Source organism: Streptococcus mitis NCTC 12261 (assembly GCF_000148585.2).
GTDB lineage: Bacteria > Bacillota > Bacilli > Lactobacillales > Streptococcaceae > Streptococcus > Streptococcus mitis.
This window is the reverse complement of sequence record NZ_CP028414.1, coordinates 38,658-64,644: the sequence shown is the minus strand read 5'-3', so window position 1 is coordinate 64,644 and position 25,987 is coordinate 38,658. Positions and strand designations below refer to the sequence as shown.

23 protein-coding genes are annotated in these 25,987 nt (G+C 41.9%); 1 reads left to right on the top strand and 22 read right to left on the bottom strand.

From position 1 onward, the window contains the following. Positions 1-6 precede the first annotated feature (6 nt). The 20 genes from purF to SM12261_RS00210 form a co-directional block, all read right to left on the bottom strand. Positions 7-1,449 (bottom strand): amidophosphoribosyltransferase, encoded by a 1,443-nt coding sequence (gene purF / locus SM12261_RS00300; protein WP_000220647.1) that lies wholly within the window; start codon positions 1,447-1,449, stop codon positions 7-9. A 93-nt stretch (positions 1,450-1,542) separates the two neighbouring features. Then, positions 1,543-5,268: a phosphoribosylformylglycinamidine synthase gene (locus SM12261_RS00295; RefSeq protein ID WP_000361182.1), complete on the bottom strand. Its 3,726-nt coding sequence runs from the start codon at positions 5,266-5,268 to the stop codon at positions 1,543-1,545. Positions 5,269-5,322: 54 nt separating this feature from the next. Further along, the gene (locus SM12261_RS09700; protein WP_078228447.1) at positions 5,323-5,466 is read right to left on the bottom strand and encodes a phosphoribosylaminoimidazolesuccinocarboxamide synthase; all 144 of its coding nucleotides are present in this window, start codon (positions 5,464-5,466) and stop codon (positions 5,323-5,325) included. Position 5,467: 1 nt separating this feature from the next. After that, a complete protein-coding gene (gene purC, locus SM12261_RS00285) occupies positions 5,468-6,175 on the bottom strand; it encodes a phosphoribosylaminoimidazolesuccinocarboxamide synthase (protein WP_000043282.1) in 708 nt (235 codons plus the stop codon). A gap of 169 nt (positions 6,176-6,344) precedes the next feature. Then, on the bottom strand, positions 6,345-7,694 hold the full coding sequence (comB, locus tag SM12261_RS00280; protein WP_000801588.1) for a competence pheromone export protein ComB: 1,350 nt from the start codon (positions 7,692-7,694) through the stop codon (positions 6,345-6,347). A gap of 12 nt (positions 7,695-7,706) precedes the next feature. Beyond that, complete coding sequence (comA, locus tag SM12261_RS00275) at positions 7,707-9,860, bottom strand: peptide cleavage/export ABC transporter ComA (RefSeq protein WP_000668315.1); 2,154 nt, start codon at positions 9,858-9,860, stop codon at positions 7,707-7,709. Between the two features lie 535 nt (positions 9,861-10,395). After that, on the bottom strand, positions 10,396-10,551 hold the full coding sequence (locus SM12261_RS09440) for a hypothetical protein (RefSeq protein ID WP_000732248.1): 156 nt from the start codon (positions 10,549-10,551) through the stop codon (positions 10,396-10,398). 24 nt (positions 10,552-10,575) lie between these two features. Further along, positions 10,576-10,728, bottom strand: coding sequence for a class IIb bacteriocin, lactobin A/cerein 7B family (locus tag SM12261_RS00270; RefSeq protein WP_001180497.1), 153 nt, complete (start codon positions 10,726-10,728; stop codon positions 10,576-10,578). Between the two features lie 123 nt (positions 10,729-10,851). Continuing rightward, positions 10,852-11,025, bottom strand: a complete 174-nt coding sequence (locus SM12261_RS00265; protein ID WP_000180829.1) for a class IIb bacteriocin, lactobin A/cerein 7B family — start codon at positions 11,023-11,025, stop codon at positions 10,852-10,854. A 33-nt stretch (positions 11,026-11,058) separates the two neighbouring features. Next, the gene (locus tag SM12261_RS09435) at positions 11,059-11,214 is read right to left on the bottom strand and encodes a hypothetical protein (RefSeq protein ID WP_001004642.1); all 156 of its coding nucleotides are present in this window, start codon (positions 11,212-11,214) and stop codon (positions 11,059-11,061) included. A gap of 11 nt (positions 11,215-11,225) precedes the next feature. Beyond that, on the bottom strand, positions 11,226-11,354 hold the full coding sequence (locus SM12261_RS00255) for a smi_0059.1 family bacteriocin-like peptide (RefSeq protein WP_000658220.1): 129 nt from the start codon (positions 11,352-11,354) through the stop codon (positions 11,226-11,228). Between the two features lie 245 nt (positions 11,355-11,599). Further along, a complete protein-coding gene (locus SM12261_RS00250; protein WP_001221869.1) occupies positions 11,600-12,331 on the bottom strand; it encodes a response regulator transcription factor in 732 nt (243 codons plus the stop codon). Next, positions 12,328-13,143 carry a GHKL domain-containing protein gene (locus SM12261_RS09560; RefSeq protein ID WP_000184940.1) on the bottom strand — a complete coding sequence of 272 codons (816 nt, stop codon included), beginning with the start codon at positions 13,141-13,143 and terminating at the stop codon, positions 12,328-12,330. Before SM12261_RS09560 ends, SM12261_RS00250 begins: the two co-directional genes overlap by 4 nt. Before the next feature lie 729 nt (positions 13,144-13,872). Beyond that, positions 13,873-15,051 carry an N-acetylmuramoyl-L-alanine amidase family protein gene (locus tag SM12261_RS00240; protein ID WP_000748707.1) on the bottom strand — a complete coding sequence of 393 codons (1,179 nt, stop codon included), beginning with the start codon at positions 15,049-15,051 and terminating at the stop codon, positions 13,873-13,875. Positions 15,052-15,139: 88 nt separating this feature from the next. Next, complete coding sequence (locus tag SM12261_RS00235) at positions 15,140-16,321, bottom strand: N-acetylmuramoyl-L-alanine amidase family protein (protein ID WP_000748697.1); 1,182 nt, start codon at positions 16,319-16,321, stop codon at positions 15,140-15,142. Positions 16,322-16,409: 88 nt separating this feature from the next. Then, positions 16,410-17,603, bottom strand: a complete 1,194-nt coding sequence (locus SM12261_RS00230) for an N-acetylmuramoyl-L-alanine amidase family protein (protein ID WP_000748703.1) — start codon at positions 17,601-17,603, stop codon at positions 16,410-16,412. A 451-nt stretch (positions 17,604-18,054) separates the two neighbouring features. Then, positions 18,055-18,288, bottom strand: a complete 234-nt coding sequence (locus SM12261_RS00225; protein WP_000136445.1) for an acyl carrier protein — start codon at positions 18,286-18,288, stop codon at positions 18,055-18,057. Between the two features lie 5 nt (positions 18,289-18,293). Then, on the bottom strand, positions 18,294-19,286 hold the full coding sequence (gene plsX, locus SM12261_RS00220) for a phosphate acyltransferase PlsX (RefSeq protein WP_000717442.1): 993 nt from the start codon (positions 19,284-19,286) through the stop codon (positions 18,294-18,296). Further along, positions 19,283-20,053 carry a DNA repair protein RecO gene (gene recO, locus SM12261_RS00215; RefSeq protein ID WP_000616130.1) on the bottom strand — a complete coding sequence of 257 codons (771 nt, stop codon included), beginning with the start codon at positions 20,051-20,053 and terminating at the stop codon, positions 19,283-19,285. Before recO ends, plsX begins: the two co-directional genes overlap by 4 nt. After that, positions 20,050-21,219, bottom strand: coding sequence for a pyridoxal phosphate-dependent aminotransferase (locus tag SM12261_RS00210; RefSeq protein ID WP_000366338.1), 1,170 nt, complete (start codon positions 21,217-21,219; stop codon positions 20,050-20,052). Before SM12261_RS00210 ends, recO begins: the two co-directional genes overlap by 4 nt. 340 nt (positions 21,220-21,559) lie before the next feature. Here SM12261_RS00210 and SM12261_RS00205 point away from each other — a divergent pair, with 340 nt between their 5' ends. Then, a complete protein-coding gene (locus SM12261_RS00205; protein WP_000009133.1) occupies positions 21,560-22,570 on the top strand; it encodes a YeiH family protein in 1,011 nt (336 codons plus the stop codon). 226 nt (positions 22,571-22,796) lie between these two features. On the opposite strand, the gene SM12261_RS00195 is transcribed toward SM12261_RS00205, so the two are convergent. Together SM12261_RS00195 and polA are read right to left on the bottom strand one after the other, a co-directional pair. Further along, positions 22,797-23,234, bottom strand: coding sequence for a CoA-binding protein (locus SM12261_RS00195; RefSeq protein WP_000076488.1), 438 nt, complete (start codon positions 23,232-23,234; stop codon positions 22,797-22,799). Positions 23,235-23,318: 84 nt separating this feature from the next. Then, positions 23,319-25,952: a DNA polymerase I gene (polA, locus tag SM12261_RS00190; protein ID WP_004239017.1), complete on the bottom strand. Its 2,634-nt coding sequence runs from the start codon at positions 25,950-25,952 to the stop codon at positions 23,319-23,321. Positions 25,953-25,987: the final 35 nt, after the last annotated feature.

Genomic DNA, 25,987 nt, shown 5'->3' with positions numbered 1-25,987 from the left:
TATTGTCTATTTGTAAAAACTGGTCTTTTCTTCCAAACTTCGACGATAGTCTTCTTCATAGTCGTAGAGAGGTGTTGGGTAGTCACCGTCAAAGTAAGCGACACAGAGACCACCATTTGGCGCATCCGTTTCAATACCAATTGAATCAATCAACCCCTCAACAGAAAGATAAGTCAGACTGTCCGCCCCAATGATTTGACGCGTTTCTTCGACCGTATGATTAGCCGCAATCAGCTCCTGACGGGTCTGGATATCAATCCCGTAGAAGCATGGATAAGCTAGCGCTGGACTGCCAATAGCAACGTGAACCTCAGTTGCACCCGCTTCTTTTAAGAGTTGAACAATACGACGAGAGGTCGTTCCACGTACAATAGAGTCATCAATCATAACCACACGCTTGCCTTTTACAACGCCTGAAACAGCAGACAGTTTCATCCGCACCCCTTGCTCCCGCAATTCTTGAGTGGGTTGGATAAAGGTACGTTGGGTGTATTGGTTCTTGATGAGGCCCATTTCATTTGGTAGCCCGGACTCTTCCGCAAAGCCCATAGCCGCGCTGAGGGAAGAATTGGGCACACCGACCACGATATCCGCCTCGTGCTTGAATTCACGCGCCAATTGGGCACCCATACGTTTGCGAGCCGTATGGACATTGACACCGTGGATATTAGAATCAGGGCGGGCAAAATAGATATACTCCATAGAGCAAATCGCGAGCTGAGTATCATCCGTATAGCTATCATACTGGATTCCCTTGTCATCAATAATCACAATCTCACCTGGCTTCAAATCACGAATCCATTCAGCACCAATAACCTCAAAAGCACAGGTTTCAGATGAAACAACCACCGCTCCGTTGGCCATTTTCCCGATAGAAAGCGGACGGAAACCATTGGGGTCAAGAGCCGCAATCAACTTGTCCTCAAACAGCAAGATATAGGCAAAACCACCTTTGACAAGGCTGAGCGCCTCCTTGATTTTTCCCATTAAGTTCGGATTGTGACTACGACGAATGAGATGAGCCAAGATTTCCGAGTCCGAAGTCGCGCTGAAAATTGCTCCTCTTTGTTCCAATTCTTTCTTGAGAGAGGCTGCATTGGTCAGATTTCCATTATGAGCCAAACCAAACTGCATATCATGAAAACGGAAGAGGAAGGGCTGGATATTATCTACAGAAGCTTCGCCAGCAGTCGCGTAACGCACATGCCCAATCGCACCAGTTCCCGTCAATTTATCCAAATTAGCAGGATTTCTGAAGACTTCTGATAAAAGTCCCATGTCACGATGGCGCTTCAATTGTCCCTGATCGTTGGAGAGGATTCCTGCCCCCTCCTGACCACGGTGCTGAAGACTATGGAGACCAAAATAGGTCAATTTAGCAGCATCTGGATGTCCCCAGATACCGAAAACACCACATTCTTCATTAAGAGATTTTACTTCGTATGTCATTTTATATACCTAATTTTTATTTGTGTAGCACCAAGAGCTAAATCTACATGACTTTTACATTACTGATACTATCTATTAGAAAATCTGTAAGTCTTATTTTCCAGTAAAGTATTTAACCGCTGACGCGAACAGGTGCTGGTCTTTATTTCCTGGGATATTTTGGAAAAGACCTTCCTCATAACGTTCTGAGTGGCCCATCTTACCGATGATTTGACCATTCTTGCTGGTAATTCCTTCGATGGCATGGACAGAACCATTCGGATTGTACTTAGAGTCCATACTTGGTTTGCCGTCAAAGTCAACGTATTGGCTAAAGATTTGACCATTGTCACGGAGCTCCGCAAATTCCTCAGCCGTCACGACAAACTTCCCTTCACCGTGCGAAACAGGAATAGCGTGGATATCGCCCACTTCTACTCCAGCCAACCATGGCGAGTTGGTATTGGCAATCCGAGTTTCCACCATCTTGGCCACGTGCTGGTTGGCATCATTGTAGAAGAGGGTTGGACTAGTACTGCTGGCATCTTCGAAGTTCCCGTATGGAAGAAGACCTGATTTGACCAAGGCCTGGAATCCATTACAGATACCAATAATCAAGCCACCACGGGCGATAAAGCTATCAATAGCTGCACGCACTTTTTCATTGAGCAGGATATTGACAATAAACTTAGCTGAACCATCTGGCTCGTCCGCAGCTGAGAAACCACCTGCAAAGAAGAGAATGTTAGCCTTGCCGATGTTGTCAACCATAGTTTCAACTGAATTGACAATGGCTTCTTCATTCAAGGTCACAAATGGCACCAAGTTGACCTCTGCACCTTCTTTTTCGAAGGCCTTGGCTGAGTCATATTCTGAGTTAGTTCCTGGGAAGACTGGGATATAGACTACCGGTTTTTCAACTTTTTCTTTAGCTTGGATGACTGTGTTAGTAGCGACAGCTGGAACTTCTGCTAGTTCTTTAGCTTGTGCAAATTCTGTTGGGTAAACTTCTTCCAATTTCCCTTGGAAAGCACTGTCAAGTTTGTGTCCATCTAGCTTCACACCGTTGACAAGGAGTGTAAAGTTGGCACTTGTTTGTCCAATCTTCTCTACTCCAGCGATTTCTTCAGGAGATGTTAGGACAAATCCGCCTAATTGAGCTGTCAAAGCTGTTTCAAGTTCAGGCAAGATCACCTCTGCACCGATATGATTTCCAAAAGTAGCAAGTGCCAAACTTTCAATAACACCACCGTATTTAACAGCTGAAGCTGCTGTTACTTTGTGAGCCTTTTGAAGGGCTTCAAACTGAGCAAAGTTAGACTTAATCAAGTCAAAATCAATCTCTGCTGAGAGTGCTTGGCCTGGGATGTAGTAGATGTTTTCACCAGCATTCTTGAACTCTGGCGAAAGCACCTTACGGCTATCTGCTGTCGTCACCCCAAAAGCGACCAAGGTTGGTGGCACTGTCAATTCTTCAAAGGTACCAGACATGGAGTCCTTACCACCGATAGATGGCAAACCAAGCTGAATTTGTGCCTCGATAGAGCCTAGGAGAGCTGCTACTGGCTGACCAAAACGCTCTGCTTGTTTATCCATGCGCTCGAAGTACTCTTGGTAAGAGAAACGAGCCTGAGACCAGTTGGCACCAGCAGCAACCAAACGAGCAGTTGCTTCGATCACCGCATAGGCAGCACCGTGGTATGGAGACCATTCAGCTACATATGGGTTGAAACCTTGAGCCATGACTGACGCAGTATGAGTCACACCGTGTTGAACTGGTAATTTCTGCACAGATGCCTCAGTTGGTGTGAGTTGGTAGCGTCCGCCAAGTGGGTGATTGACTGTTGAACGACCAACAGAGCAATCAAAGATAGTCTGCAATCCTTTTTGACTCGCATGGTTGAGGTCAGATAGGACCGTAAGGGTATCTGCTTCAAGTGTGTCAGCAGATGTTTGACGTTCTTCTGGAAGCTTGACATCTTTGTCCACAACCTTGGCATCAACAACGACACGCACACCGTTGGTATCTAGGAAACGACGTTCCAAGTCGACAATCGTTTCACCATTCCAGTGCATGACTAGATTTGGTTTTTCAGTCACTGTCGCAACCACAACAGCATCAATATTCTCTTTGTTACATTCCGCAACGAAGGCATCTACATCCTCAGGACGAACCACGACTGCCATCCGTTCTTGAGATTCAGAGATGGCAATTTCGGTACCATTCAAGCCCTGGTATTTAAGAGGCACCTTGTTGAGGTCAATTTCAAGACCGTCTGCCAATTCACCGATGGCTACACAGACACCACCTGCTCCAAAGTCATTGGACTTCTTGATAAGACGAGTGACATCGCCATTACGGAAAAGGCGCTGAATCTTGCGTTCTTCGATGGCATTCCCTTTTTGAACCTCAGCACCGGCAGTTTCCACGGACTCAACTGTTTGAACCTTAGAAGACCCTGTCGCACCACCGACACCATCACGCCCAGTCTTACCACCTAGCAAGATAATCACGTCACCTGCTTCTGGTTTTTCACGGACTACATTGCCCTTGGGAGCAGCACCAACAACGGCACCTAGCTCCATACGTTTAGCTACAAAGCCTGGGTGGAAATACTCACGAACGTAGGTCGTCGCAAGCCCAATTTGGTTACCGTATGAAGAATAACCATGAGCCGCTGTCTTAGAAATGACCTGTTGTGGCAATTTCCCAGCGCGAGTTTCTGAAATCGGTGCTGTAATATCACCAGCACCTGAGATCCGCATGGCTTGGTAAACATATGAGCGACCTGACAATGGGTCACGAATGGCTCCACCGATACAGGTAGCAGCCCCACCAAATGGCTCAATTTCCGTTGGGTGGTTGTGAGTTTCATTCTTGAACATGAGGAGCCATGGCTCTTTCACACCATCAATATCCACTTCGATTTCTACTGAGCAAGCATTGATTTCGTCTGACACTTCCATATCATCCAAACGTCCATTAGCACGCTCATAACGACCGAAAATAGTCGCCATATCCATCAAGGTTTGAGGTTTTTCAGAACGCCCCAACTCATCACGCATGGCAATATACTTGTCATAGGTTGACTGCAATTGCTTTTGAAATTTAGAAGCTGAAAAGTCGATGTGTTTCAACTCTGTCTCAAAAGTTGTGTGACGGCAGTGGTCAGACCAGTAAGTATCCAAAACCTTGAGCTCTGTCTCAGTTGGCACGCGCCCGATTGACTTGAAATATTCTTGGATAAAGAGCAAATCATCCACTTCCATTGCCATGCCCTGCTCGGTCTTGTAGAGGGCAAAGTCTTCTGCTGTATAGCTTTCAAAGAAAGTCAATTTAGGAATGGTCTTGTCTGACTCAGAAAATTCCTGCTTGGCAATCCCTGTCGTGATGTCCTTGAAACGAGAATCAACTGGGTTGAGCAGATAGTTCTTGACCGCCTCTAACTCCGTCGCATCAATATCTTTATTGACCAAATAAAGTTGAGCAGTATTAACCGTTACATCACTCGAACTTCCTAGTAAAAGCAAGGCTTCCTGTGAAGATGCTGCACGCTGGTCAAATTGACCTGGCAGGCTTTCAATGGCAAAGAAAGCATAGTTAGCAAGATCCGCCTGTACAGCAGCTTCATCCAAGACATGGTCTGTCACCTGCTCAGAGAAGATGTGTTTCTCTGCAGGTGCAAACAGGTCCTCTGCCAAGTCAAATACATCATACACTTGCACGATGCGAATACTTTTCAAGCTTGAAAGTCCCAAGTTGTGCTGGAGTTCTCTCACCAAACTCTCTGACTTGACCTGAAAATCAGCCTTTTTTTCAACAAAAATACGTTTATCCATCAATCCTTATTCCTTTATTTCAGCTTTTACAATGTTCCAACGACCTTGAGGTTGTTATTTCAAACCCTGCAACTTTTCCCAGACAATCTCGTAAACATCTGTTAGTTCTCCCAATCCCCTACGGAGTGAAAAGGTCTGGGGGACCTTTTCAGCCTGAGTCCTTTTAGTTGAGAGACGAAGGTTTTCCGTTGCAAACAGATTATTTCAAACCTTGCAGCTTCTCCCAAACAACTTCATAAACATCGGTTAATTCACCTAGTCCCCTACGGAAAACATCCTTATCCATGTGGTTGCCATCTGCATCCCACAAACGGCAATTATCTGGTGAAAATTCATCTGCCAAGATAATCTTGCCATCCTTGTCAAAACCGAACTCTAGCTTAAAGTCAATCAACTTAAGCCCAATCTCAGCAAACCAGCCTTTCAAAAGTTCATTGATACGACGCGTTTCTTCCTTCAAGTAGGCAATCTGCTGGTCATCCGCAATCTGTAGGAATTTCACATGCTCATCATTGATGAATGGATCATCCAAATCATCATTTTTGTAGTAAAATTCGACAATCGGAGTCTCAAATGCGATTCCTTCGTCTACACCAAAACGTTTTGAAAAGGAACCAGCCGTGTAGTTGCGAAGCACAACCTCGAGAGGAATAATCTCAACCTTTTTATTGAGTTGTTCTGTATCTGAAAGTTTCTCCACAAAGTGAGTCGCCACACCAGCCGCATTTAATTTCTCAAAAATAAAAGATGAAATCTGATTATTCAACACTCCTTTGCCCGCAATCTGCTCCTTCTTAACACCATTGAAAGCAGTCGCCTGGTCCTTGTAAGTTGAAATAATAAGATTTTCATCCTCAGTTGTATAGATATCTTTAGCTTTTCCCGAATAGATCAATTGTTTTGACATTTTAAAGTTCGCCTTTCGTATTACTTGAGCACATTTTACCACAAAAAACCTAAAATTACAAGAATTTAACCGAATAAATAACGTAGTAACTTCAAAAATCATAAAGAAAAAACTGCAAGAAAAATCTTTCTCACAGTTTAAAAATTATTTAACTCTAAAAACACGAACATTACTCTTTGTTCAAAAATTGATCCAAATAATAACGTAGGTAACTTTTCCTGCCCGTAATCATCTGCAGGCGACCTTCCACCCCATATCGAAGTTTTGCAGCCTGCTTAGAAGTTAGATTAGTCTCCGCCTCGATTTTAAAGAAATTCCCAGTTTCAGTCTTAGTAGCTGTCGCATCAATACTTGTAATAGTAGAATCTAGGAAAAGTTGATTCTTAGCATCATGAGTCGTAGTATAGCGAACAGAATCACCGACCTTGATCCTTGCTACATCTTTTGAACTTAGATAAGCTGTGAGTTTGACTTTCCCTTCTTTTTCCAAGGACGGATAGAGTTGGGCTAGTAAGGCGCCTTCTGCTACCATGGTAGAATCACTGGTCTCAGGATTAAGATGAAGCACCCCATCCTCACTCGCCGTAATTTTCCCCTTGTCTAAAAGATTTCCCTGTACCTTCCTACCCGATTCTGCCTCCAAAATTTTCTGGTCTAGAAGGGTCAATTCCTGACCAACCTTAGCCAAGTGTTGTGATTTGAGAGACTCCAATTGACTGCTTAAACCTGACGCATAGGCTTGCTGGGTACCTGAACCTGCATACTGGACACGGTAAGTAGCAAGACTAGATTCTAACTGAGAAAGCTGTGCTTCTAGCTGCACAACTGCTTGTGCCTTAGATTGCGGATTTTCCTCGCCCTGAGACTTGTAGGACTGGTAGAGAGAGTAGGCTAGATTCTGACTGGCCAAGGAAGCACCTGTTTCAATAGCTGACTTAGCTGTCTGGTAATCGCGAATTTTAGCCTCTGTTTGACTGATGAGGGTGCCGATTTCGGCTTGGGTTTGACTAGCTGCTGCATTCTGGGACGCGATGGTCTCATTTTGTTGCGATGTACTAGCCCTAAGACTACCTGCTTGGCTGATGTAGTCACGAAAGGTGGCTTGGTAGCCAAATTTATCCTCCTCTGGAAAGTGGTTCTCCCCTTCTTGCAGACTCTTTTGCAAATACTCCAATTGCTTTTTTTGATCCTTGAGCATGTCCAGCTGACTAGCATAGGCCTCCGCTTGGACACCCTCTGCCCCTTCTTGATATTGAACCAACAGTTCTCCCTTTTTAACCAGCTTACTTTCTTCCAAATGATTGACAAGAATACGATTGTTGCTAGTTGACTGGATATTTGCAAGGATACGACTAGGCTCGACAGTAGCTCTAGTAGACATACTCATCTCCTTCTCTGCCAAAGTTGCAAAGCCAAGTAAAAACACGAGCAGAAGGAACATGGGGACAATCACCCGACTGGAAAAATTATGGTAACGACGATTATAAAACTCCGCACTTTCTAAAAATTCTGGTTTCATCCTCTCCTCTTTCTAGCTATTGACCAAATGGGCGTAAAAACCACCCTGTGCAAGCAAATCAGCATGATTTCCTTCTTCAACAATCTTGCCCTGATCCAAGACAACAACCTTCTCTGTCCGCTCAGCAATGGTCAAGCGGTGAGCGATGAAAATCAAGGTCTTATCTAAAGCCATAAGATTATCGACAATTCGCTTCTCTGTCAGAATATCCAAACTGCTGGTCGCCTCATCCAAGATCAAGACCGGCGCATCTGTCAAGAGAGCACGTGCCAGAGCAATTCTCTGACGTTGACCACCTGAGATCCCTGCCCCATCCGAAGTCAATTCTGTCTGGTAATTCAGTGGCATGCGCTCAATGTCCTCCCGAATCTCTGCCAATTCGACCGCCCGTAAGATATCTTCCTGTGTCGTCCCCTCCTTGGCTCCCAAAAGAAGATTGTCCAAAATCGTTCCGTTAAAGACATAGGGCTGTTGAGGCAGATAGTTGATATACTGGCGCAAGGCCTTTTTATCAATCTGATTGAGATTGACACCACCCAGACTAATCTCCCCTTGACTTGGGTCGTAAAAATTAACCATCATCTTGGCCAAGGTCGTCTTACCTGACCCTGAAATCCCCACAAAAGCCACCTTAGAACCTTGGGGAATGGTCAAATTGATATCCAACAAGACGTCTCGACCATAGCCATACTTGTAAGAAACCTGCTTGAAGGTCATATCTCCCTTCATCAAGCTCAAATCCTCAACCGTTTTCTTCTCCTCAAACTCCGAAGCTACCAGATATACTTCATTTAGACGGTTATTGGCAACCTGTGCTGTCTGAAGCTTGGTTTGCAGATTGATGATATTTTCCAAAGGATTTGTAAAGTAAACCAGCAAGGTATTATAGGTAATCAACTGCCCCAAACTCATCTTGCCATCCATGACCAGAACAGCTCCCATCCAGAGAATGCCGACATTGAGTAAGAGATGGGCAACTTTTTTCAGAGCCTTTTGCTGACTCTCTGCCCGACTATAGGTAAAGGATTTTTTCAGATAATCCACAAATTCCTTGTCAATCTTTTGGTAACGCTGACTTTCACTGGTCAAAGACTTGATAGTCTCAATACCGTTGATGTCCTCAATGATAGAAGAAGACAGAACCGCATTGGCTTCCATGGTATCCCGATTCATCTTTTCAAACGGCTTCATAAAGGCAAAGATAATCACTGTATAGATAGGAAGTGCCAATAAGGTTATGAAAAAGAGATTGGTATTTTGTGAAAATAAAACAAGGGAAATAATGACAACCGTTGACACATCTAGGAAAATCGAAAGAATGGTCGAAGCCAGCGCATCAATGATACTATTAGCATCTGTAAAACGAGACACGATCTCCCCTGTCCTGCGTGTCGCAAAGAAGGACATAGGCAGGTGAAAAACATGCTTGATATAGGACAAAATCACATCAATCGATAAGCGTTGCCCCAAAACAAGTAAGAGATACTCCTGAGCGTAAGACAAGATCTGCTGAAGAATATAAACAATCACCAGCCCAATAGAAATAATCCCAAGCGTCGAACGCATCTGATCTGGCACATAGGTATCAATGATAGACTGCAGATAATAAGAACCCACAATATTAATCAAGGTTACCAAGAGTGTTGCCAAAACGATATTGGCAATCAAGCCACGCTGCTTCACTAATATAGGGATAAAAGAGAGCAGACCATTCTTTTGATCCTTATGAGGCTTGTAGTCTGGACTAGGTGCCATAAAAAGAGTCACTCCTGTCCATTCTTCCGCAAAACGCTCACGTGGCAGTTTGGTCAATTTCACCCCAGGATCTGGATCGGCAATATGAATGCTATCCTTGTCCTGCCCAGTCACCACATAGTAGTGGAGCAATTTCCCTTCCTTAAGCACATGAGCAACAAAAGGAAAAGTCAAATCTGGCAAGTCAAAAAGCGTCATATCCGCCTTAATTGCTCGCGTCTCAAAACCAATCTCCTCTGCCACCTTGACCAAGCCCAAAGCCGTCGTCCCATCCATGGTCGTCTTGGCCAATTCTCGTAAGTGTGCCAAAGAATAATAACTACCATAGTAACCAAAAACCATGGCTAATGAAGCTACACCGCAGTCCATCTGATCCACTTGCGGACGATAGTGACGTTTCCCAAATTTCATATTCATCTCCTTTTTCCTAATACTCAATGAAAATCAAAGAGCAAACTAGAAAACTAGCCGCAGGCTGCTCAAAACACTGTTTTGAGGTTGTATATAAGACTGACGAAGTCAATCACATATATACGGCAAGGCGACGTTGACGTGGTTTGAATTTGATTTTCGAAGAGTATAAACTCATCTGATAACAACTATCTTACCCCAATCCCCAAACAAAAACTGGACTTCCTTCCCAAATGCGCCTATCTACCTCCCAAATGCACTTTTTGGATAAAAAATAGGCAGAACAAACGTCCTACCTACTAAAAATATGGTATGAAAGGAAATTGATGTTTTACTGTCACCCTAGGCAAGCTTGGGACAAATAAATCATTGATAGCAACCTTTACGACATCCTATTTAAAGTTAATTCAATTTTTAATGTCCCTGCTATTTCTAAGCCACCTCTGGTATGATCTATTCATGGTCAGAATAGATAACACCGTTCTAAGTTACGATTCATAGTTTTTCTTACATCCTTTGTATCAAATTATTAAATTTAACGTCTGCTTCCTAGATGACGACCGTACATATAGGTAACGACTCCTAAAACACCCCAAGCGATAGCTGTAGAAGTAGTAATAATAAGTCCGCCCTCGGTACTAGCCAAATCTGCTTCTGCCATGATTTCAAATTTTTCTTCTAATTTTTTCATATCCTACCTACTCCTTTAAATATATTAACCAAACGTACGCGATAGCCAATAACCCGCTACTCCAGCTCCACCTGCAGCAAGTAATGAGCCTCCAATAACAATCAATAAACCTACTCCACCTTGTACTTGCTCTAATTCATTTTGGTCTACGATTTCAAATTGATTCAAATTTTGCATGATATACTCCTTTTTAAATAATACTAGCTAATCCAATAGCTACTCCTACTAATAAACCCACTATTCCTGAGGCTGATATAATAATAGCCGCACATTCGTTTGAAAGCTTCATTTATTCTCTCTTTATCTCTTGTTTCGACTAATTCCAATAGCTACACCTGCACTCAAACCTGCAAATGCTGAACCTGCAATAATACTAGCTGCTACTGCTATCGGAATAATTCCTCCATCCACATTCATCAACTCTTCTTCTGTAAGAGCTACAAAGTTCTGTTCCATTTTGTCAAAATTTGTCATCCTTTTCTCCTCTTGTTCTATTTTTTCTAAATCTTATCTTCTAAAAAATGGGGTTCCAATAAATACACTACGTAACAATAGACCTGTAATTAGACCCCCTTGATAACTTTCCTTGCTACCACCCACCAGCAAAGCTAAGTCGCTTTCCTTTAGTACTTCAATAGTATACTCGTTAGTCATTTCATTCATCGCTTATCCTCCTAAAAACCTAAACCTCTACGAAATCCAATGTACCAATCTGCAAGGGTCTTCGTCCAATTTTCTCCACCTTGAATATCGGTCAATTCTTCCGACGTTAGCTCAACAAATCCATAGTAATGTTCTTTCATTATTTTATTCCTTTCTTTTTCTTCTCACTTATTTATTCGAAAAATAATCCGAAAATACACAACTAAATTAAATTTTATTTAAAAAATAACTCAGTGAACCATGGGTAGAACATTGATATAAACATGAACTAGGCTCCTTTCCTTTTTCCTCTTACCTATCTATTCGAAAAAGAAGTCAAAAAAATAAGAATATCAGAAAATTTTCCGACATTCTTATTGATAAACTCATCCAAGTCTAACAGATATTAGACATTGAGATGTTTTTTAAGGGTTCTTCTGGCTGTTCGTGATACGGGGAAATGCAAGCCTTCTAACAAGGTCACTTCTGTGGCAGTCATCTCTTCAATTGCCTGTAAACTGACTAAAGTATTGCGATTGGCATAGACAAAGTAATCTTTTTCAGCCTTGGCAGCGATATCCTTGAGACTGCCATAAATGGTCTTGATAGAGTGATTGGCATAATAGACCTTGATACGGTGGGATTCCACTGAGGTTTCAAAGGCTAAAATCTCATGGTAGGGCAGAGTAAAGCCCCGTCTTCCCTCAAAACTATAGGTGAAGAGACGCATATTTTCCCTCTTGTCCACTGCCAGTACATAGTCCAGACAGCGCTCCAGCTGATGACGGTAATCTTCCTCTGGTTGATCCTTAGAAATAAAATCCAAGGCAGACAAGTGATAGCGAAAAGCTAGAGGCAAGGCCTCCGAATGCGTGGACACAAAGACAATGCTTGTAAAAGGATCCCGCTCCCGAACCTGTTGAGCAACCTGAAAGCCCCGTTCACGCTCTCCATCAATCTCTAAATCCAATAAATAGAGCTGGTAATGATCAAAATACTGAGAATACTTTTCAACATCCCCATAGTTTTTGGCAATATCAATTTCCAATCTCAAATTGCGAGAGCGACCGATATCTAGTAAAGTCTGCTCTATCCGTCCCTGCTGGACTCTATCATCTTCCAAAACTAAAATTCTCATTCCTCTCCACCTCGTTTCTCATCCTTAAATGGCAATTCTAAATCTTGTCTAAAAGTCGTCTCTCCTAGTTGGGTATCTAAGTTCAAATCATAATGAAAAACCATATCCTCCAAGGTCGCTAAGCCCAGTCCGCTGTGGTTTCCCTTGGTCGAATAACCCTTTTGACTGAGAATGCTGGGGTTCAGTTCTTCTTTCTTACGAGTGTTTTCAATGATAAAACGGACACTCCTATCACTTGCCAACAAAGCGACCCGAATCTGCGGATTTTCAGACTCACTAGCTGCCTCCAAGGCATTTGTCGTGAGGATAGAGAGGATACGGATAGCCTCCAACATAGGCAATGCCAGCTCTTCAACAACCCCCACAGTCTCCAAACTAAAATGAATCCCCTGATTATCTGCCACAATCATGGCTTTTGCCAAGGTATTGCGAATAGCTATATCATGAATATTATGAAGATTAAAGGCTGTGTAATCTGCCTTTCTCAGCTTTTCATTGGTCTTTAGAAAGACATCTTGATAAATGGTAGACACCTCAGTCATATCTTGATTAGCTATAGCAGGCTCCATACTAGCGACAATTCCTGCAAAATCATGACGAAAACCTCGAACTTCATCATAGAGATGACCCAGCTTATCCACCATCCCTTGCAAGGAACGATTCTCATCTTCCTGTCTCTGAATGGTCTGCTCATCACGATAAACCTGCTCTAAGTGTCTGATATAAAAGAGCCAAGAGAAAAAGAGAATGAAAATCAGGAGAGAAATGGTCGTGTCAAAACGAACGTAGAAAGAACTATTTCTATTGGTCATAAACGAAGAGAATATCCTAAATCCAGTCAGAGGTAGGATAATGAAAAAACTCTTACGATAGTGGGTTTTAAAAGTATCTGAAAAGAATAAATCCAAATCCAAAGACCAACGCTTCATAATTTTACAACATAGAAAGATTGATAATAAATCAAATATAGATATATATAAAGTAGAAAACGAATCTACGAAACAACAATGCTCACCAGATAATACACGAATCCAAATTGTCAAAAATAAATAACGAATACTTTGAAAGAAGAGAAAAAGATACAGAGAAAGAAAAAGAGATTCCCCTTTTCCCTTGTGCAATACTAATAAAAAAATACAGTAAAAGAAGAGAAGAACTCCTATATGAAATAATTCTCCAAATGTTTGACGAGCAGATAAACTAATTAAAAATATAAGTATCCAATAACGTTTTTTATAAAATTCTGGGGAAATTTGAGCACCCAAATAAATAGTAGGCACCATGGTTGAAACGACTACCAACAGAATATATAGCACAGAAACTAAGAATTCTAAAATAATCATAGAATAAAACGACTCCTAATTTATTTAAGCGAAATAATATTTATCTCCCCGATACAACTCTCTAGTTTTTCATACTTTCTGAAAAACAATACATCCACAAAAGGCTTTAGTTTCTTTTAAAATACAAGAAATCTAAAGCCTCTTGAAAATGATTTGCACGTTTTAATTTTATATTCGTTGTGAAGATTGCTTATCTATTTATTTTACCACAAGAACCTTGTAATATTCATACTTATTTGGCTGTGTAATCTTAATTTTTTGACCATAGAAACCATCGATTTCTTTGTCAAAATAATCTGAAAATCTTGATGGCAAGCGTTTCATCTTAAGAACCTCACCAGATTGGTCTGCATATACAAGTAAGTGATAGTGGGTTGTAGCCATACCATCATCAATCAGTACAAAGTAACCTGTTTTGAGCTTACTTTGTCCATTATCTAAATAGTATAGTTTATTGTTATTGATTGTGAAGTTATCAAATCGAAGTCGTACACCTGGGTCTTCTAGATAAAGATCATTGCCAACTTTTTTGATTTCTGATCTAGTTGTCATCTCTGGAAGTGGTAATACTCTACGACCATCTGCTCCAAAGTAATATCGACCTGGTAGATTTTGGAAATTACGAATGACAGCTTTAGGATCAATTTCTTGTCCTTCTTCTTTATTATCTACTAAAGCTAAGGTTGTATTTGCAACCTCATCCCCATATTTGTCGGAAAACTTCTTGAACTCAGGTTTAATATGCCAAGTGTTTTTATCCACGATAACATCAGTAAAGTTATTTCCGTCAAATTTTGCTTTAATCAGATATTCATATCCATCGCCTAAACGAACAATGTCACCATGTTTATAAGGGCTATTTTGTAAAGTGAACATATGGCCATCCTTGCTGAGAATATAGCCTGTCCCATCACTAGAATTTACAACTCTATCAGAGGCCATTGCACCTGATTGTTCAAAATAATACCAATTACCATCTATGAACACCCAACCTGTCATCATAGAACCACTAAAATGAAGATAGTACCAAGTAGACCCTTCTTTGTACCAACCTGTACGCATGGCGCCACTATCTGCTAGTGAATACCAGGTATTGCCTTCCTTGTACCATCCAGTACGCATAGCCCCACTATCTGCTAGTGAATACCAGGTATTGCCATCTTTGAGCCAGCCTGTCTGCATTTTACCAGAACCGTCAAAATGGTACCAAGAACCAGCATTTTGCACCCATTTATTTTTAGCTAAGCTTCCATCTTGAGAAAGATTCCAGTCAGCGCCATTTTTAACCCAAGTATCTGCAGCCTGTGCTTGGTTGATAGATAAAAGTAGACCAGCACCTACAAGCAGACCAAGAGTGAGTAGTTTAGATTTTTTCATAGCCATTTCCTCCTATTCTATAGCGAAATGAACATGACTTACTAGTATACAAAGCTGTTCGCTTTTTCGTTTTACTATGTGAAATAGTTTATTTCACAACAGAAACATTTCCTGTCTTACTATCGATTTTAACAGTTTGACCGTAGAAACCGTCAATTTCTTTATTAAGATAATCTGAAATTCCTGTTGGCAATCGTTTCATTTTAAGAATTTCACCAGATTGGTCTGCATAAACAAGAATATGATAGTGATGATAGCTTGGTCTATCATCAATCAATGCTAGATAGCCTGTTTTTAGTTTGCCATTATCACCATCTAAATAGTATAGTTTATTATTATTGATTGTGAAGCTGGTAGCTCCAAGAAAAAGTCGTGCACCTGGATTTTCTAGATAGACATCATTTCCAACTTTTTTAATCTCTGAATAGGTGGTCATTTCTGGTAAATTTGTTACGCGACGACCATCTGCCCCAAAGTAATACCTGTTTGGTAAGTTTTGGAAATTTTTCACGACAGCTTTAGGATTAATTTCTTGTCCTTCTTCCGTATTATCTACTAAAGCCAACATCGTATTGGAAACTTTATCTCCATATTTATCAGAAAACTTCTTAAATTCAGGTTTTATGTACCAAGCATTTTTTTCAACAATGACTCCATCTTTTGTATAAATAAGATGATAATCATACCCGTCAGATAAAGTAACAATATTTGTGATAATTGTATCATCCGCTTGAGATTGTTCAACCTGACTTGGGAGTTTGGTTAACAGATATCCATCCTTACCAATGACATAACTTTCCCCATCACTGGCTGGAACAGCTCTGTCTGCGACCATTGCACCTGATTTTTCAAAGTAAGACCATTGACCATTTGCAGTTGCCCATCCTGTTGCCATAGCGCCACTACCTTTGAGGTAGTACCAAGTAGACCCTTCTTTGTACCAACCTGTACGCATAGCGCCACTGTCTGCGAGCGAGTACCATGTGTTACCTTCCTTGTACCAGCCAGTACGCATAGCGCCACTATTTGCTAGTGAATACCAAGTATTGCCGTCTTTGAGCCAGCCTGTCTGCATTTTACCAGAACCGTCAAAGTGGTACCAAGAACCTGCGTTTTGTACCCATTTGTTTTTAGCGAGACTGCCATCTTGAGAAAGATTCCAGTCAGCGCCATTTTTAACCCAAGTATCTGCAGCCTGTGCTTGATTGATTGACAAAAGCAGACCAGCACCTGCAAGCAAACCAAGTGTAAGTAGTTTAGATTTTTTCATAGCCATTTCCTCCTATTCTATAGCGAAATGAACATGACTTCCTAGTATACAAAGCTGTTCGCTTTTTCGTTTTACTCTGTCAGATAGTTTATTTCACAACAGAAACATTTCCTGTTGAACTGTCGTATCGAACAGTTTCTCCATAAAAACCGGAAATTCCTTTTTCAATATGACCACGGAAATCATTAGGCAAAACTTTCATCTTCACGATTTCACCAGATTCATCTGCATAGCCTAAAATATGGTGATCTTTATATGATAATCCGTCCATAAACATTGTGAAATATCCAGTTATAAGTTTACCATTATGATCATTGACATCTCTTAGATAAAGTTTATTGTCATTAATTGTAAATCCAGATGATTCTAGACTAATAACTGGACTTGAATTTCTAAGATAAAGTTCAGATCCAACTTTTTGAATAGGGAAGTGAGTAGTGAATTCTGGTAGATTCGCAACCTTACGTCCATCTGCTCCAAAGTAATACTTATTTGGTAAGTTTTGGAAATTCTTTATGACAGCTTTAGGATCAATTTCTTCCCCTGGTTTTTTATTATCAGTAATTGCATCTAAAGTATTTACTTTTATATCGCCAATCTTTTGATAAGAAAAACGTTCAACAATAGGTTTGATATACCAGGCATTCTTTTCGATAACAACTCCATCTTTCTTATGATGAACAAGGTGATAGTCATAACCATCAGACAAAGTAACGATATCTGTAATAACTGTATCATCAAAAGGATCTTGTTCAACTTCACTTGGAAGTCTGGTTAACATATAACCATCCTTACCAATGACATAACTTTCCCCATCGCTTGCTGGAACAGCTCTATCTGCTACCATAGCACCTGATTTTTCAAAGTAAGACCATTGACCATTTGCAGTCGCCCATCCTGTTGCCATAGCGCCACTGTCTTTGAGGTAATACCATGTAGACCCTTCTTTGTACCAACCTGTACGCATAGCACCACTATTTGCAAGTGAGTACCAGGTGCTACCTTCCTTGTACCAGCCAGTACGCATAGCGCCACTGTCTGCGAGCGAATACCATGTATTCCCATCTTTGAGCCAGCCTGTCTGCATTTTACCAGAACCGTCAAAGTGGTACCAAGAACCTGCGTTTTGTACCCATTTGTTTTTAGCGAAACTGCCATCTTGTGAAAGATTCCAGTCAGCACCATTTTTAACCCAAGTATCTGCAGCTTGTGCTTGATTGATTGTCAAAAGTAGACCAGCACCTGCAAGCAAACCAAGAGTGAGAAGTTTAGATTTTTTCATAGTTCTTTCCTCCTAAAATAGATAAATCCAAAGCAAGAAAATCCAATAGAAACGAAGTCAAAATAGATGTCAGGTTCATGAACCTGAACCATAAGAACTCCTAAAATTTCCAAGAACAAAAGATAGAGACTAGTTTATCAAAAGTACATAGCCATCACCTTCCCACAACTATAAAATAAATCCTTTTTTATATCTACATTATAGTCCTGTAAAAAAGGAAAGTCAATTAAAATTGTGACTATATTAACAATTTCATTCTAGCAGAAACTCATTGATATTTTCATTTGATCTTTATTTCTTATTTCCTTTTTGGAGATTGATTTTTCTAATTTCATTATATTCCTTATTTCTCCTCAGATTTCTACTGTCCCTAGAAAGACTAAATCTGTTCCTAAACGGTCACTTGAACCAAAGAAAAATTCCAAAGCAAATGCCTTGGAACTTCTTATCTTTATTTTGCTTGAATGATTTTAACCACATCCCCTACACTTTGCAGCTGGTCAATTTCCTCATCGCTGATTTCGATATTAAATTCATCTTCCAGTGTCAAGATAAACTCCATCAAGTCAACTGAGTCAGCATCCAAATCGTCTTTCAGACTCAAGGATTCTGTCACGACAAAGTCTTCTCCCTGTCGCTCTTGGATAATGGTCACAATACGGTCAAAAATTTCTTTTTCTGTCATCTTTTTTATTCTCCTGAAAATTCACGCGCAGTCTGGGCAACTACGTCTGTTTCTAGCATGGTACGAATCTGACGAATCGTACTGTACACAGCCTTGGTATCGCTGGAGCCATGAGTCTTGACAACCGGTGCCTTGACACCAAACAAGACTGCTCCACCAACATCTGAGTAGTTGAGCTGTTTTTTCAAACCTCTGAGGCTGTCCTTGAGAAGGAGGGCGCCTAGTTTCGCTCGAAGACCACCACCTGTAATAGCGGTCTTTAGCAAACCCATGATTCCCATGGCTGTCCCTTCAATGGATTTGAGCACAGCGTTTCCCGTGAAACCATCTGCCACAACAACATCTGCAACGCCATTCATCAAATCACGCGATTCCACGTTTCCGATAAAGTTTAAACTTTCATCAGCTGCTAGTAATTCGTAAGTTTCCTTACGAAGCGGATCGCCCTTGCTACTCTCTGTTCCGTTATTGAGCAAGCCAACACGTGGTTGCGCAATGCCACGAACATTTTTAGCATAGAAAGAACCTAGAACCGCATATTGATGGAGGTGCTGGGCTGTATTTTCCGCATTAGCACCAAGGTCTAGCATGTCAAAACCTCTCCCATCTACAGTCGGCAATGTTGACATAAGCCCAGGACGGTCGATGTTCTTGATACGACCCACGATGAAGAATCCTGCTGCTAGTAAAGCACCTGTATTCCCAGCCGAGAGTACAGCATCTGCTTCGCCTTCTTTGACAGCCTTGGCTGCCAATACCATACTGGCATTTTTCTTCTTCCGAATAGCTCTCGTAGGTTCATCGTCTGAATCAATCTTTTCATCCGTATGGATAATGCTGACGCGCTCTGTCGCTGTCAGATATTGCTTGATTTTAGCTTCATCTCCGTAGAGTTGAACCTCGATATCTGAAAAGTCAGCTAGGGCTTGATTGACACCCTCAACGATGGCCTGAGGTGCGTAATCGCCCCCCATTGCATCTACTGCAATTTTTTTCATTTGTTCTCCTCTTTTAGTAATTGACCCCAGTCGGATAGGGAATCAATAAATTTCTTTGATTTTAGATGAATTCCAACGTACTCTTCATAGAGTTGATCCATAAATTGGCGTAGCTCTTGCTTGATTTCAGACTTGAGCGAAATGGTCTCCAAGGTCTCAAAATCAATGGCTTGAAATTGATTAAGCAGATAAGGGATGTTGGGATTGAGATGGCAACGTCTCTCATCCTCATGATAATGCTCTGGGCAAAGACAGGCTCCATATTTGAAAGAAAAATCAAAAGCCTGACCAACCCGATGACAAAAGGCACACTCATTAAAATTGAGGCTGATCCCAAATCGAGTCAAGATTTGAATTTCAAAAATATTAGTCAAAACCTGATAATCCAAGCCAGCTTCCATCAACTCCAAAGTCTTTTGCAAAAAAGCAAATAAGGGAGCATCCTGCTGATTGTCCTGCAAACTCGCATCTGCAAGAGCCGCTACATAGGTCGCATAGGCCATGACAAAGAGATCACTATTAATCTTAGGAAAGGTCATCACCTCATGATAGTCCTCGATGTAGCTGAGTCCGTCATCATTAATTCGCAAGAGAAATCGTGCCAACACCAAGGGCTGAATAACAGGAGCTAGCTTAGACTGACCAGCGTGTTTGACGAAAAACATGCGCTTGCCAGCCTGCTCTGTAAAAATCTTGACTAGCTTGTCATCCTCACGAAAATTGCGATTGTAGAGCACCAAGCCTTGACTCGTGATAGACTGAATCATGCTTCTCTCATGTACTCCTCAAGTCGTTTCATGGCTTCTTTGATCGTCTCCATGCTGGCTGCATAAGATAGGCGAACATATCCTTCCCCGTAACGTCCAAAGGCTGCACCAGGGATAAAGGCAACAGCCTTCTTCTGGGCAAAATCCTTCAGAAAAGCAAAGGAATCTTGATTGTAGCCCGCTGGAATCTTAGCAAAGATATAGAAGGCACCGTCTGGTTTGATAATCTCAAAACCAAGAGCAGTCATTTTCTCGATAATATAATCTCGACGCTGGATGTATTCCTTCTTCATAGGCTCCGCATCGTTTTTACCAGCTGTAAGGGCTTCTACCGCAGCATGTTGCGCCATGGTATTTGCGGCAGTCACCAAGTACTGGTGACTCTTGATCAACTGGGCTGTAAAGGCTGCAGGAGCGAAAATCAGACCCAAACGCCAACCCGTCATAGCATGCGACTTCGATAAACCATTGATAATAATTGCCTGATCTCTCAACATAGTTCCCAGAGATACATGGGCTTCCCCTGTATAGGTCAATTCTGAGTAAACCTCATCACAGACAACAAAAATTTCGTACTTGCGTAAAACAGCTGCCAAGTCTTCCAACTGCTCCCGACTATAGGTAATTCCTGTCGGGTTGGCTGGATAGTTGAGAATAACCGCCTTGAGCTTGTCACCCTGCTCCAAAATAGCCTTTTCCAACATCTCAGGAGTCAAGATAAAACCATTTTCAGTCGTGTCAATCTCGACAATCTCTGCCCCAACTAGATTGACAATCGGTTCATAACCTGGATAGGCAGGAGCTGGCAAGAGCACCTTATCTCCCTCTTCCAAAATAGCTGTCAAAGTGGCAGATAAAGCCTCTGTCGCCCCAATTGTAACCAAGATTTCATTTTCAGGAGCATAGTCCAGTTGGTACTTTTCCTTAACAAAATCACTGGCCGCCTGACGTAAGGTCAGCAGACCACTCATCCCTGTATAGTAGGATTGGTTCTGGTCAATCGCCCGCTTGGCCGCCTCCTTAACATGATCTGGCGTTGTAAAATCAGGTTCCCCCAAGGTCAAACGCAAGACCCCAGGAATCTCCGAAATAGCCTGGTCAAACTGACGAATCAACGAAACTTGAATCTTATCTAACTGTTTATTAAAGCGCTTAGTTAAGTCCATAGATACCTCCTACTGTCAAAACGTATCTCTATTATACTACAAAAGCCCCCCGACCGCAAAAATACATGATAGAATAACGCTAGCATAACAAATTGAAGTATTTAAAATGAATTTATTGCAACTCTACTAACGGACTTAGTTTGGATTAGATAAGCGCGACAAAAAATACCAGAGGTGGAGCTCTAGTATCTTTGTTTTTTGCCAAGACTTCGTTACAGTTCTTGTAAGATTATTATCACATGATTAGCACTACTTGTCAAATAATTGTTAGCTCCACTTTCTATTTTACTTTTCCTGTTTACAGGTCTATAATGGTAACAGATTCTATTTGGAGGTTTTTATGTCATTTCTATCAAAAAATGGAGCAGGCATCTTGGCCTGCCTTCTCATTTCCATCATATCTTGGTACTTAGGAGGATTCTTCCCTGTCATTGGCGCGCCTGTCTTTGCGATTTTCATAGGCATGCTTCTTCATCCCTTTCTCTCATCCTATAAACAACTGGATGCGGGATTGACCTTTAGTTCTAAAAAATTGCTCCAGTATGCCGTTATCTTGCTTGGTTTTGGTCTCAATATCTCGCAAGTCTTCGCAGTTGGGCAATCTTCACTCCCTGTCATCCTGTCCACCATTTCAATAGCCTTGATTGTTGCCTATCTTTTCCAGCGCTTCTTTGCACTGGACACAAAACTGGCTACCTTGATTGGAGTAGGTTCTTCTATCTGTGGGGGCTCTGCCATTGCGGCAACAGCGCCCGTTATCCATGCTAAGGAAAAGGAAGTAGCCCAAGCCATCTCCGTTATCTTTTTCTTCAATGTCTTGGCTGCGCTCATCTTTCCAACCCTCGGCACCTGGCTTCATCTATCCAATGACGGCTTCGCCCTCTTTGCAGGAACTGCAGTCAATGATACTTCCTCTGTAACCGCCACAGCTAGCGCCTGGGATAGTCTCTACCAGACCAATACCCTCGAGTCTGCAACCATTGTTAAACTCACACGTACTTTGGCCATTATCCCTATCACGCTCTTTCTATCCTACTGGCAAAGTCGCCAACAAGAAAACAAGCAAAGCCTACAACTGAAAAAAGTCTTCCCACTTTTTATCCTTTACTTTATCCTTGCCTCTCTCCTCACTACACTACTCACCTCTCTAGGTGTGTCCAGTAGTTTCTTTACCCCTCTCAAACAACTCTCTAAATTCCTTATTGTCATGGCCATGAGTGCTATCGGTCTCAAAACCAATCTGGTCGCTATGGTCAAATCCAGTGGAAAATCCATTCTTCTCGGAGCCATCTGCTGGATTGCCATCATCCTCACTAGTCTTGGTATGCAGACCCTTATCGGTATTTTCTAAACTCTTCGAAAATCTCTCCAAACCACGTCAACGTCGCCTTGCCGTAGGTATGTGACTGACTTCGTCAGTCTTATCTACAACCTCAAAACAGTGTTTTGAGCTGACTTCGTCAGTTCTATCTGCAACCTCAAAACAGTTTTTTGAGCAACCTGCGGCTAGTTTCCTAGTTTGCTCTTTGATTTTCATTGAGTATAACACAAAAGGTAGCCCATCAGCTACCTTTTTCTTATGCTTCCTCAATCAAGCGTGTATGTTCTCTCTTGATGCAACGATTCATCACGATATCATCACATCCACCAGCACGCAAGATTTCTTCCGCTTCTAGACTTTCAAGTCCTAGCTGTGCCCAAAAAATCTTGGCATCAGCTTTGAGAAAATCACGCGCCACATCAGGCAGAAACTCGCTGCGACGGTAAACATTGACAATATCTACAGGAAAAGGAATCTCAGCTAGACTAGCATAAGCCTTTTCACCCAAGATTTCGCCACCTGCCACCTTGGGATTGACTGGAATGATTTTATAACCCCGAGCCTGCATTTCCTTGGTCACTCGATTGCTCGTTGTTTCCTCACGGTCAGACAAGCCCACCACAGCAAGGGTTTTACTCGTTGCGAGATACTGACGAATCACGCCATCACTTGGATTGATAAATTCTTGACTCATAGAAATCCTCCTTTTTCATCAGTATAGCATATTTTGAAAAGGCTTGCATAATTCTACTACAAAAAAGGAGGACTAGCCCCCTTTTTATTTAGCCTCGTACCAGGTTGCCCCTTCATTCTCATCTGCGATAAGGGGAACACTGAGTTGAATGGCTTCTTCCATAGTTTGTTTGACCAATTTTTTCATCTCTGCCAATTCAGATTTAGGAACTTCAAGTACGATTTCATCGTGCACTTGTAACAGCATCTTAGTCTGATAACCACCTGCAACCAAGGCTTTATCCAGCTGAATCATGGCAATCTTAAGAATATCTGCTGCCGAACCCTGGATAGGTGAGTTGATGGCCGTTCGCTCTGCAAAACCACGAATATTGAAGTTGCGAGAATTGATATCTGGCAACTCACGACGACGCTTGAAGAGGGTCTCCACATAGCCCTTATCACGCGCCTCACGTACCACTTCATCCATGTAATTTTTAATACCTGGGAAGCGTTCAAAGTAGGTATCAATGTAGGCTTTGGCTCCCTTACGGCTAATGCCCAAATTATTAGACAAACCAAAGTCTGAAATCCCATAAACTACTCCAAAGTTAACGGCCTTGGCATTGCGACGGTCGTTTGCAGTCACATCCTCAGGACGTTCAATGCCAAAGACCCGCATGGCTGTCGAAGTATGGATATCTGCCCCCTCTTGAAAGGCCTTAATCAAGTGCTCATCCTTAGAAATATGCGCCAAAACGCGCAATTCAATCTGTGAGTAGTCCGAACTGAGTAGTACACTATCCTCCCGCTCTGGCACAAAAGCCTTACGAATGAGACGACCTTGTTCCAAGCGAACAGGGATATTTTGCAAGTTTGGATCCACACTAGACAGACGCCCAGTCTGGGTCAAATCCTGAACATAGCGAGTATGAATCTTGCCATCCGCCAAAATCCAGTCCTGCAAGCCAATCACATAAGTAGATTGAATCTTGGCAATCTGACGGTAATCCAGGATTTTCTTAACAATCGGAGCAATAGGAGCTAGGCGCTCCAACACATCCACCGCTGTCGAGTATCCAGTCTTGGTTTTCTTAGTGTATTCTAGAGGTAGCTCCAATTTTTCAAAGAGAAGCACGCCCAACTGCTTAGGCGAGTTAATATTAAACTCCTCACCAGCCAGTTCATAAATCTCCTGAGTCAGTTTTTCAATGACAAGCTCATTTTCAGCCTGCATCTCAAGCAAGGTCTCTTTCTTGACCTTAATCCCAGCAATTTCCATCTTAGCAAGGACAAAAGCCAGAGGTTGCTCCATATCATAAAGAAGCTCTAATTGCCCATTTTCACTGAGTTTTTCAAGTAAAACAGGCTCAGTCTCAACCAAAACTGCAATCTTACGTGCCAAATGTTCTAAGAATTTCTCGCGTTCAGGAATGGCCTTCTTGACTCCCTTACCATAGAAAGTCTCATCATCAACCAAATAAGTCTGACCATAAAGACTAGCGATGGTCGCAATTTCATTGTCCTCCACAGTCGAAAGGAGGTATTTAGCCAATCGGCTATCAAAAGCAGGCGCCTGCAAATCCACACCAAAACGATTCAAGAGAACTTTAGCCTTCTTAAAGTCATAAACTCTCAGAGGTGTTTTTTCTAAAAAGGCCTTGAAAATCGGCTCTTGCAAAAGTTCAAGCTTGTCTGTAGCATAAAGCTTATCCCCACAAGACCAGGAAAATCCAACCAAATCATCCGTATGGTAATTCTCACCAAAAAGCTCAAAATGGAAGATAGACTCTTCACTCAGCATATCTTGACTGATTTGGTCAACAATAGTAAAATCCAAACTCTCAGCCACATCAGCTGACGACACATTTAAAGCCTGCTTGAGCTGTTTGAAGCCCATCTCATCGTAGAATTTCCCAAGATTTTCCACATCTGGACCACTATAGACCAAATCCTCCAAACCAATCTCAACCGGTGCCTCGGTATCAATGGTCGCCAGTTTTTTCGACAAAAAGGCCTGTTCCTTATCATTGATGAGATTTTCCTTCATCTTAGAAGCCTTCATCCCATCAATATTTTCATAAATTCCCTCAAGCGAACCATGCTCCAGCAAGAGTTTGATACCAGTTTTTTCACCGATTTTGGTCACCCCAGGGATATTATCCGACTTATCACCCATGAGCGCCTTGAGATCGATAAACTGCGTCGGTGTAATGCCCATCTTTTCCATGAGATATTCTGGCGTAAAGGCCTCAAACTCAGCCACACCTTTCTTGGAAAGTTCAACCACCGTATGCTCATCCGTCAGCTGAATCAAATCCTTGTCCCCACTGATAATGGTAATATCAAAACCATTCTGCTCTGCTAGTTTATCCAGTGTCCCAATGATGTCATCCGCCTCATACTGAGCCAACTCATAATGACGAATCCCCATATGATCCAGCAACTCACGAATAAAGGGAAATTGCTCACGAAACTCATCCGGAGTCTTAGCCCGACCACCCTTATAGTCCGCATACATCTCTGTACGGAAGGTCGTCTTTCCCGCATCAAAAGCCACCAAAATATGACTCGGCTCAACCCGCTCCAACAAATGGCTTAACATCAACTGAAAGCCATAAATCGCATTGGTATGCAAGCCAGCCGCATTCTTAAAACGATCCAACTGCTGATAGAGCGCAAAAAACGCCCGAAAAGCAACAGAAGACCCATCAATCAATAATAATTTTTTCTTATCCATACACCCATTATAAAGGAAAGCACCAAAAAATACCA

Coding starts and splice junctions, on each gene's coding strand:
- purF (WP_000220647.1), bottom strand. CDS start 1,449: ATGACATACGAAGTAAAATCTCTTAATGAAGAATGTGGTGTTTTCGGT.
- SM12261_RS00295 (WP_000361182.1), bottom strand. CDS start 5,268: ATGGATAAACGTATTTTTGTTGAAAAAAAGGCTGATTTTCAGGTCAAG.
- purC (WP_000043282.1), bottom strand. CDS start 6,175: ATGTCAAAACAATTGATCTATTCGGGAAAAGCTAAAGATATCTATACA.
- comB (WP_000801588.1), bottom strand. CDS start 7,694: ATGAAACCAGAATTTTTAGAAAGTGCGGAGTTTTATAATCGTCGTTAC.
- comA (WP_000668315.1), bottom strand. CDS start 9,860: ATGAAATTTGGGAAACGTCACTATCGTCCGCAAGTGGATCAGATGGAC.
- SM12261_RS09440 (WP_000732248.1), bottom strand. CDS start 10,551: ATGAAAAAATTAGAAGAAAAATTTGAAATCATGGCAGAAGCAGATTTG.
- SM12261_RS00270 (WP_001180497.1), bottom strand. CDS start 10,728: ATGCAAAATTTGAATCAATTTGAAATCGTAGACCAAAATGAATTAGAG.
- SM12261_RS00265 (WP_000180829.1), bottom strand. CDS start 11,025: ATGACAAATTTTGACAAAATGGAACAGAACTTTGTAGCTCTTACAGAA.
- SM12261_RS09435 (WP_001004642.1), bottom strand. CDS start 11,214: ATGAATGAAATGACTAACGAGTATACTATTGAAGTACTAAAGGAAAGC.
- SM12261_RS00255 (WP_000658220.1), bottom strand. CDS start 11,354: ATGAAAGAACATTACTATGGATTTGTTGAGCTAACGTCGGAAGAATTG.
- SM12261_RS00250 (WP_001221869.1), bottom strand. CDS start 12,331: ATGAGAATTTTAGTTTTGGAAGATGATAGAGTCCAGCAGGGACGGATA.
- SM12261_RS09560 (WP_000184940.1), bottom strand. CDS start 13,143: ATGACCAATAGAAATAGTTCTTTCTACGTTCGTTTTGACACGACCATT.
- SM12261_RS00240 (WP_000748707.1), bottom strand. CDS start 15,051: ATGAAAAAATCTAAACTACTCACTCTTGGTCTGCTTGTAGGTGCTGGT.
- SM12261_RS00235 (WP_000748697.1), bottom strand. CDS start 16,321: ATGAAAAAATCTAAACTACTTACACTTGGTTTGCTTGCAGGTGCTGGT.
- SM12261_RS00230 (WP_000748703.1), bottom strand. CDS start 17,603: ATGAAAAAATCTAAACTTCTCACTCTTGGTTTGCTTGCAGGTGCTGGT.
- SM12261_RS00225 (WP_000136445.1), bottom strand. CDS start 18,288: ATGACAGAAAAAGAAATTTTTGACCGTATTGTGACCATTATCCAAGAG.
- plsX (WP_000717442.1), bottom strand. CDS start 19,286: ATGAAAAAAATTGCAGTAGATGCAATGGGGGGCGATTACGCACCTCAG.
- recO (WP_000616130.1), bottom strand. CDS start 20,053: ATGATTCAGTCTATCACGAGTCAAGGCTTGGTGCTCTACAATCGCAAT.
- SM12261_RS00210 (WP_000366338.1), bottom strand. CDS start 21,219: ATGGACTTAACTAAGCGCTTTAATAAACAGTTAGATAAGATTCAAGTT.
- SM12261_RS00205 (WP_000009133.1), top strand. CDS start 21,560: ATGTCATTTCTATCAAAAAATGGAGCAGGCATCTTGGCCTGCCTTCTC.
- SM12261_RS00195 (WP_000076488.1), bottom strand. CDS start 23,234: ATGAGTCAAGAATTTATCAATCCAAGTGATGGCGTGATTCGTCAGTAT.
- polA (WP_004239017.1), bottom strand. CDS start 25,952: ATGGATAAGAAAAAATTATTATTGATTGATGGGTCTTCTGTTGCTTTT.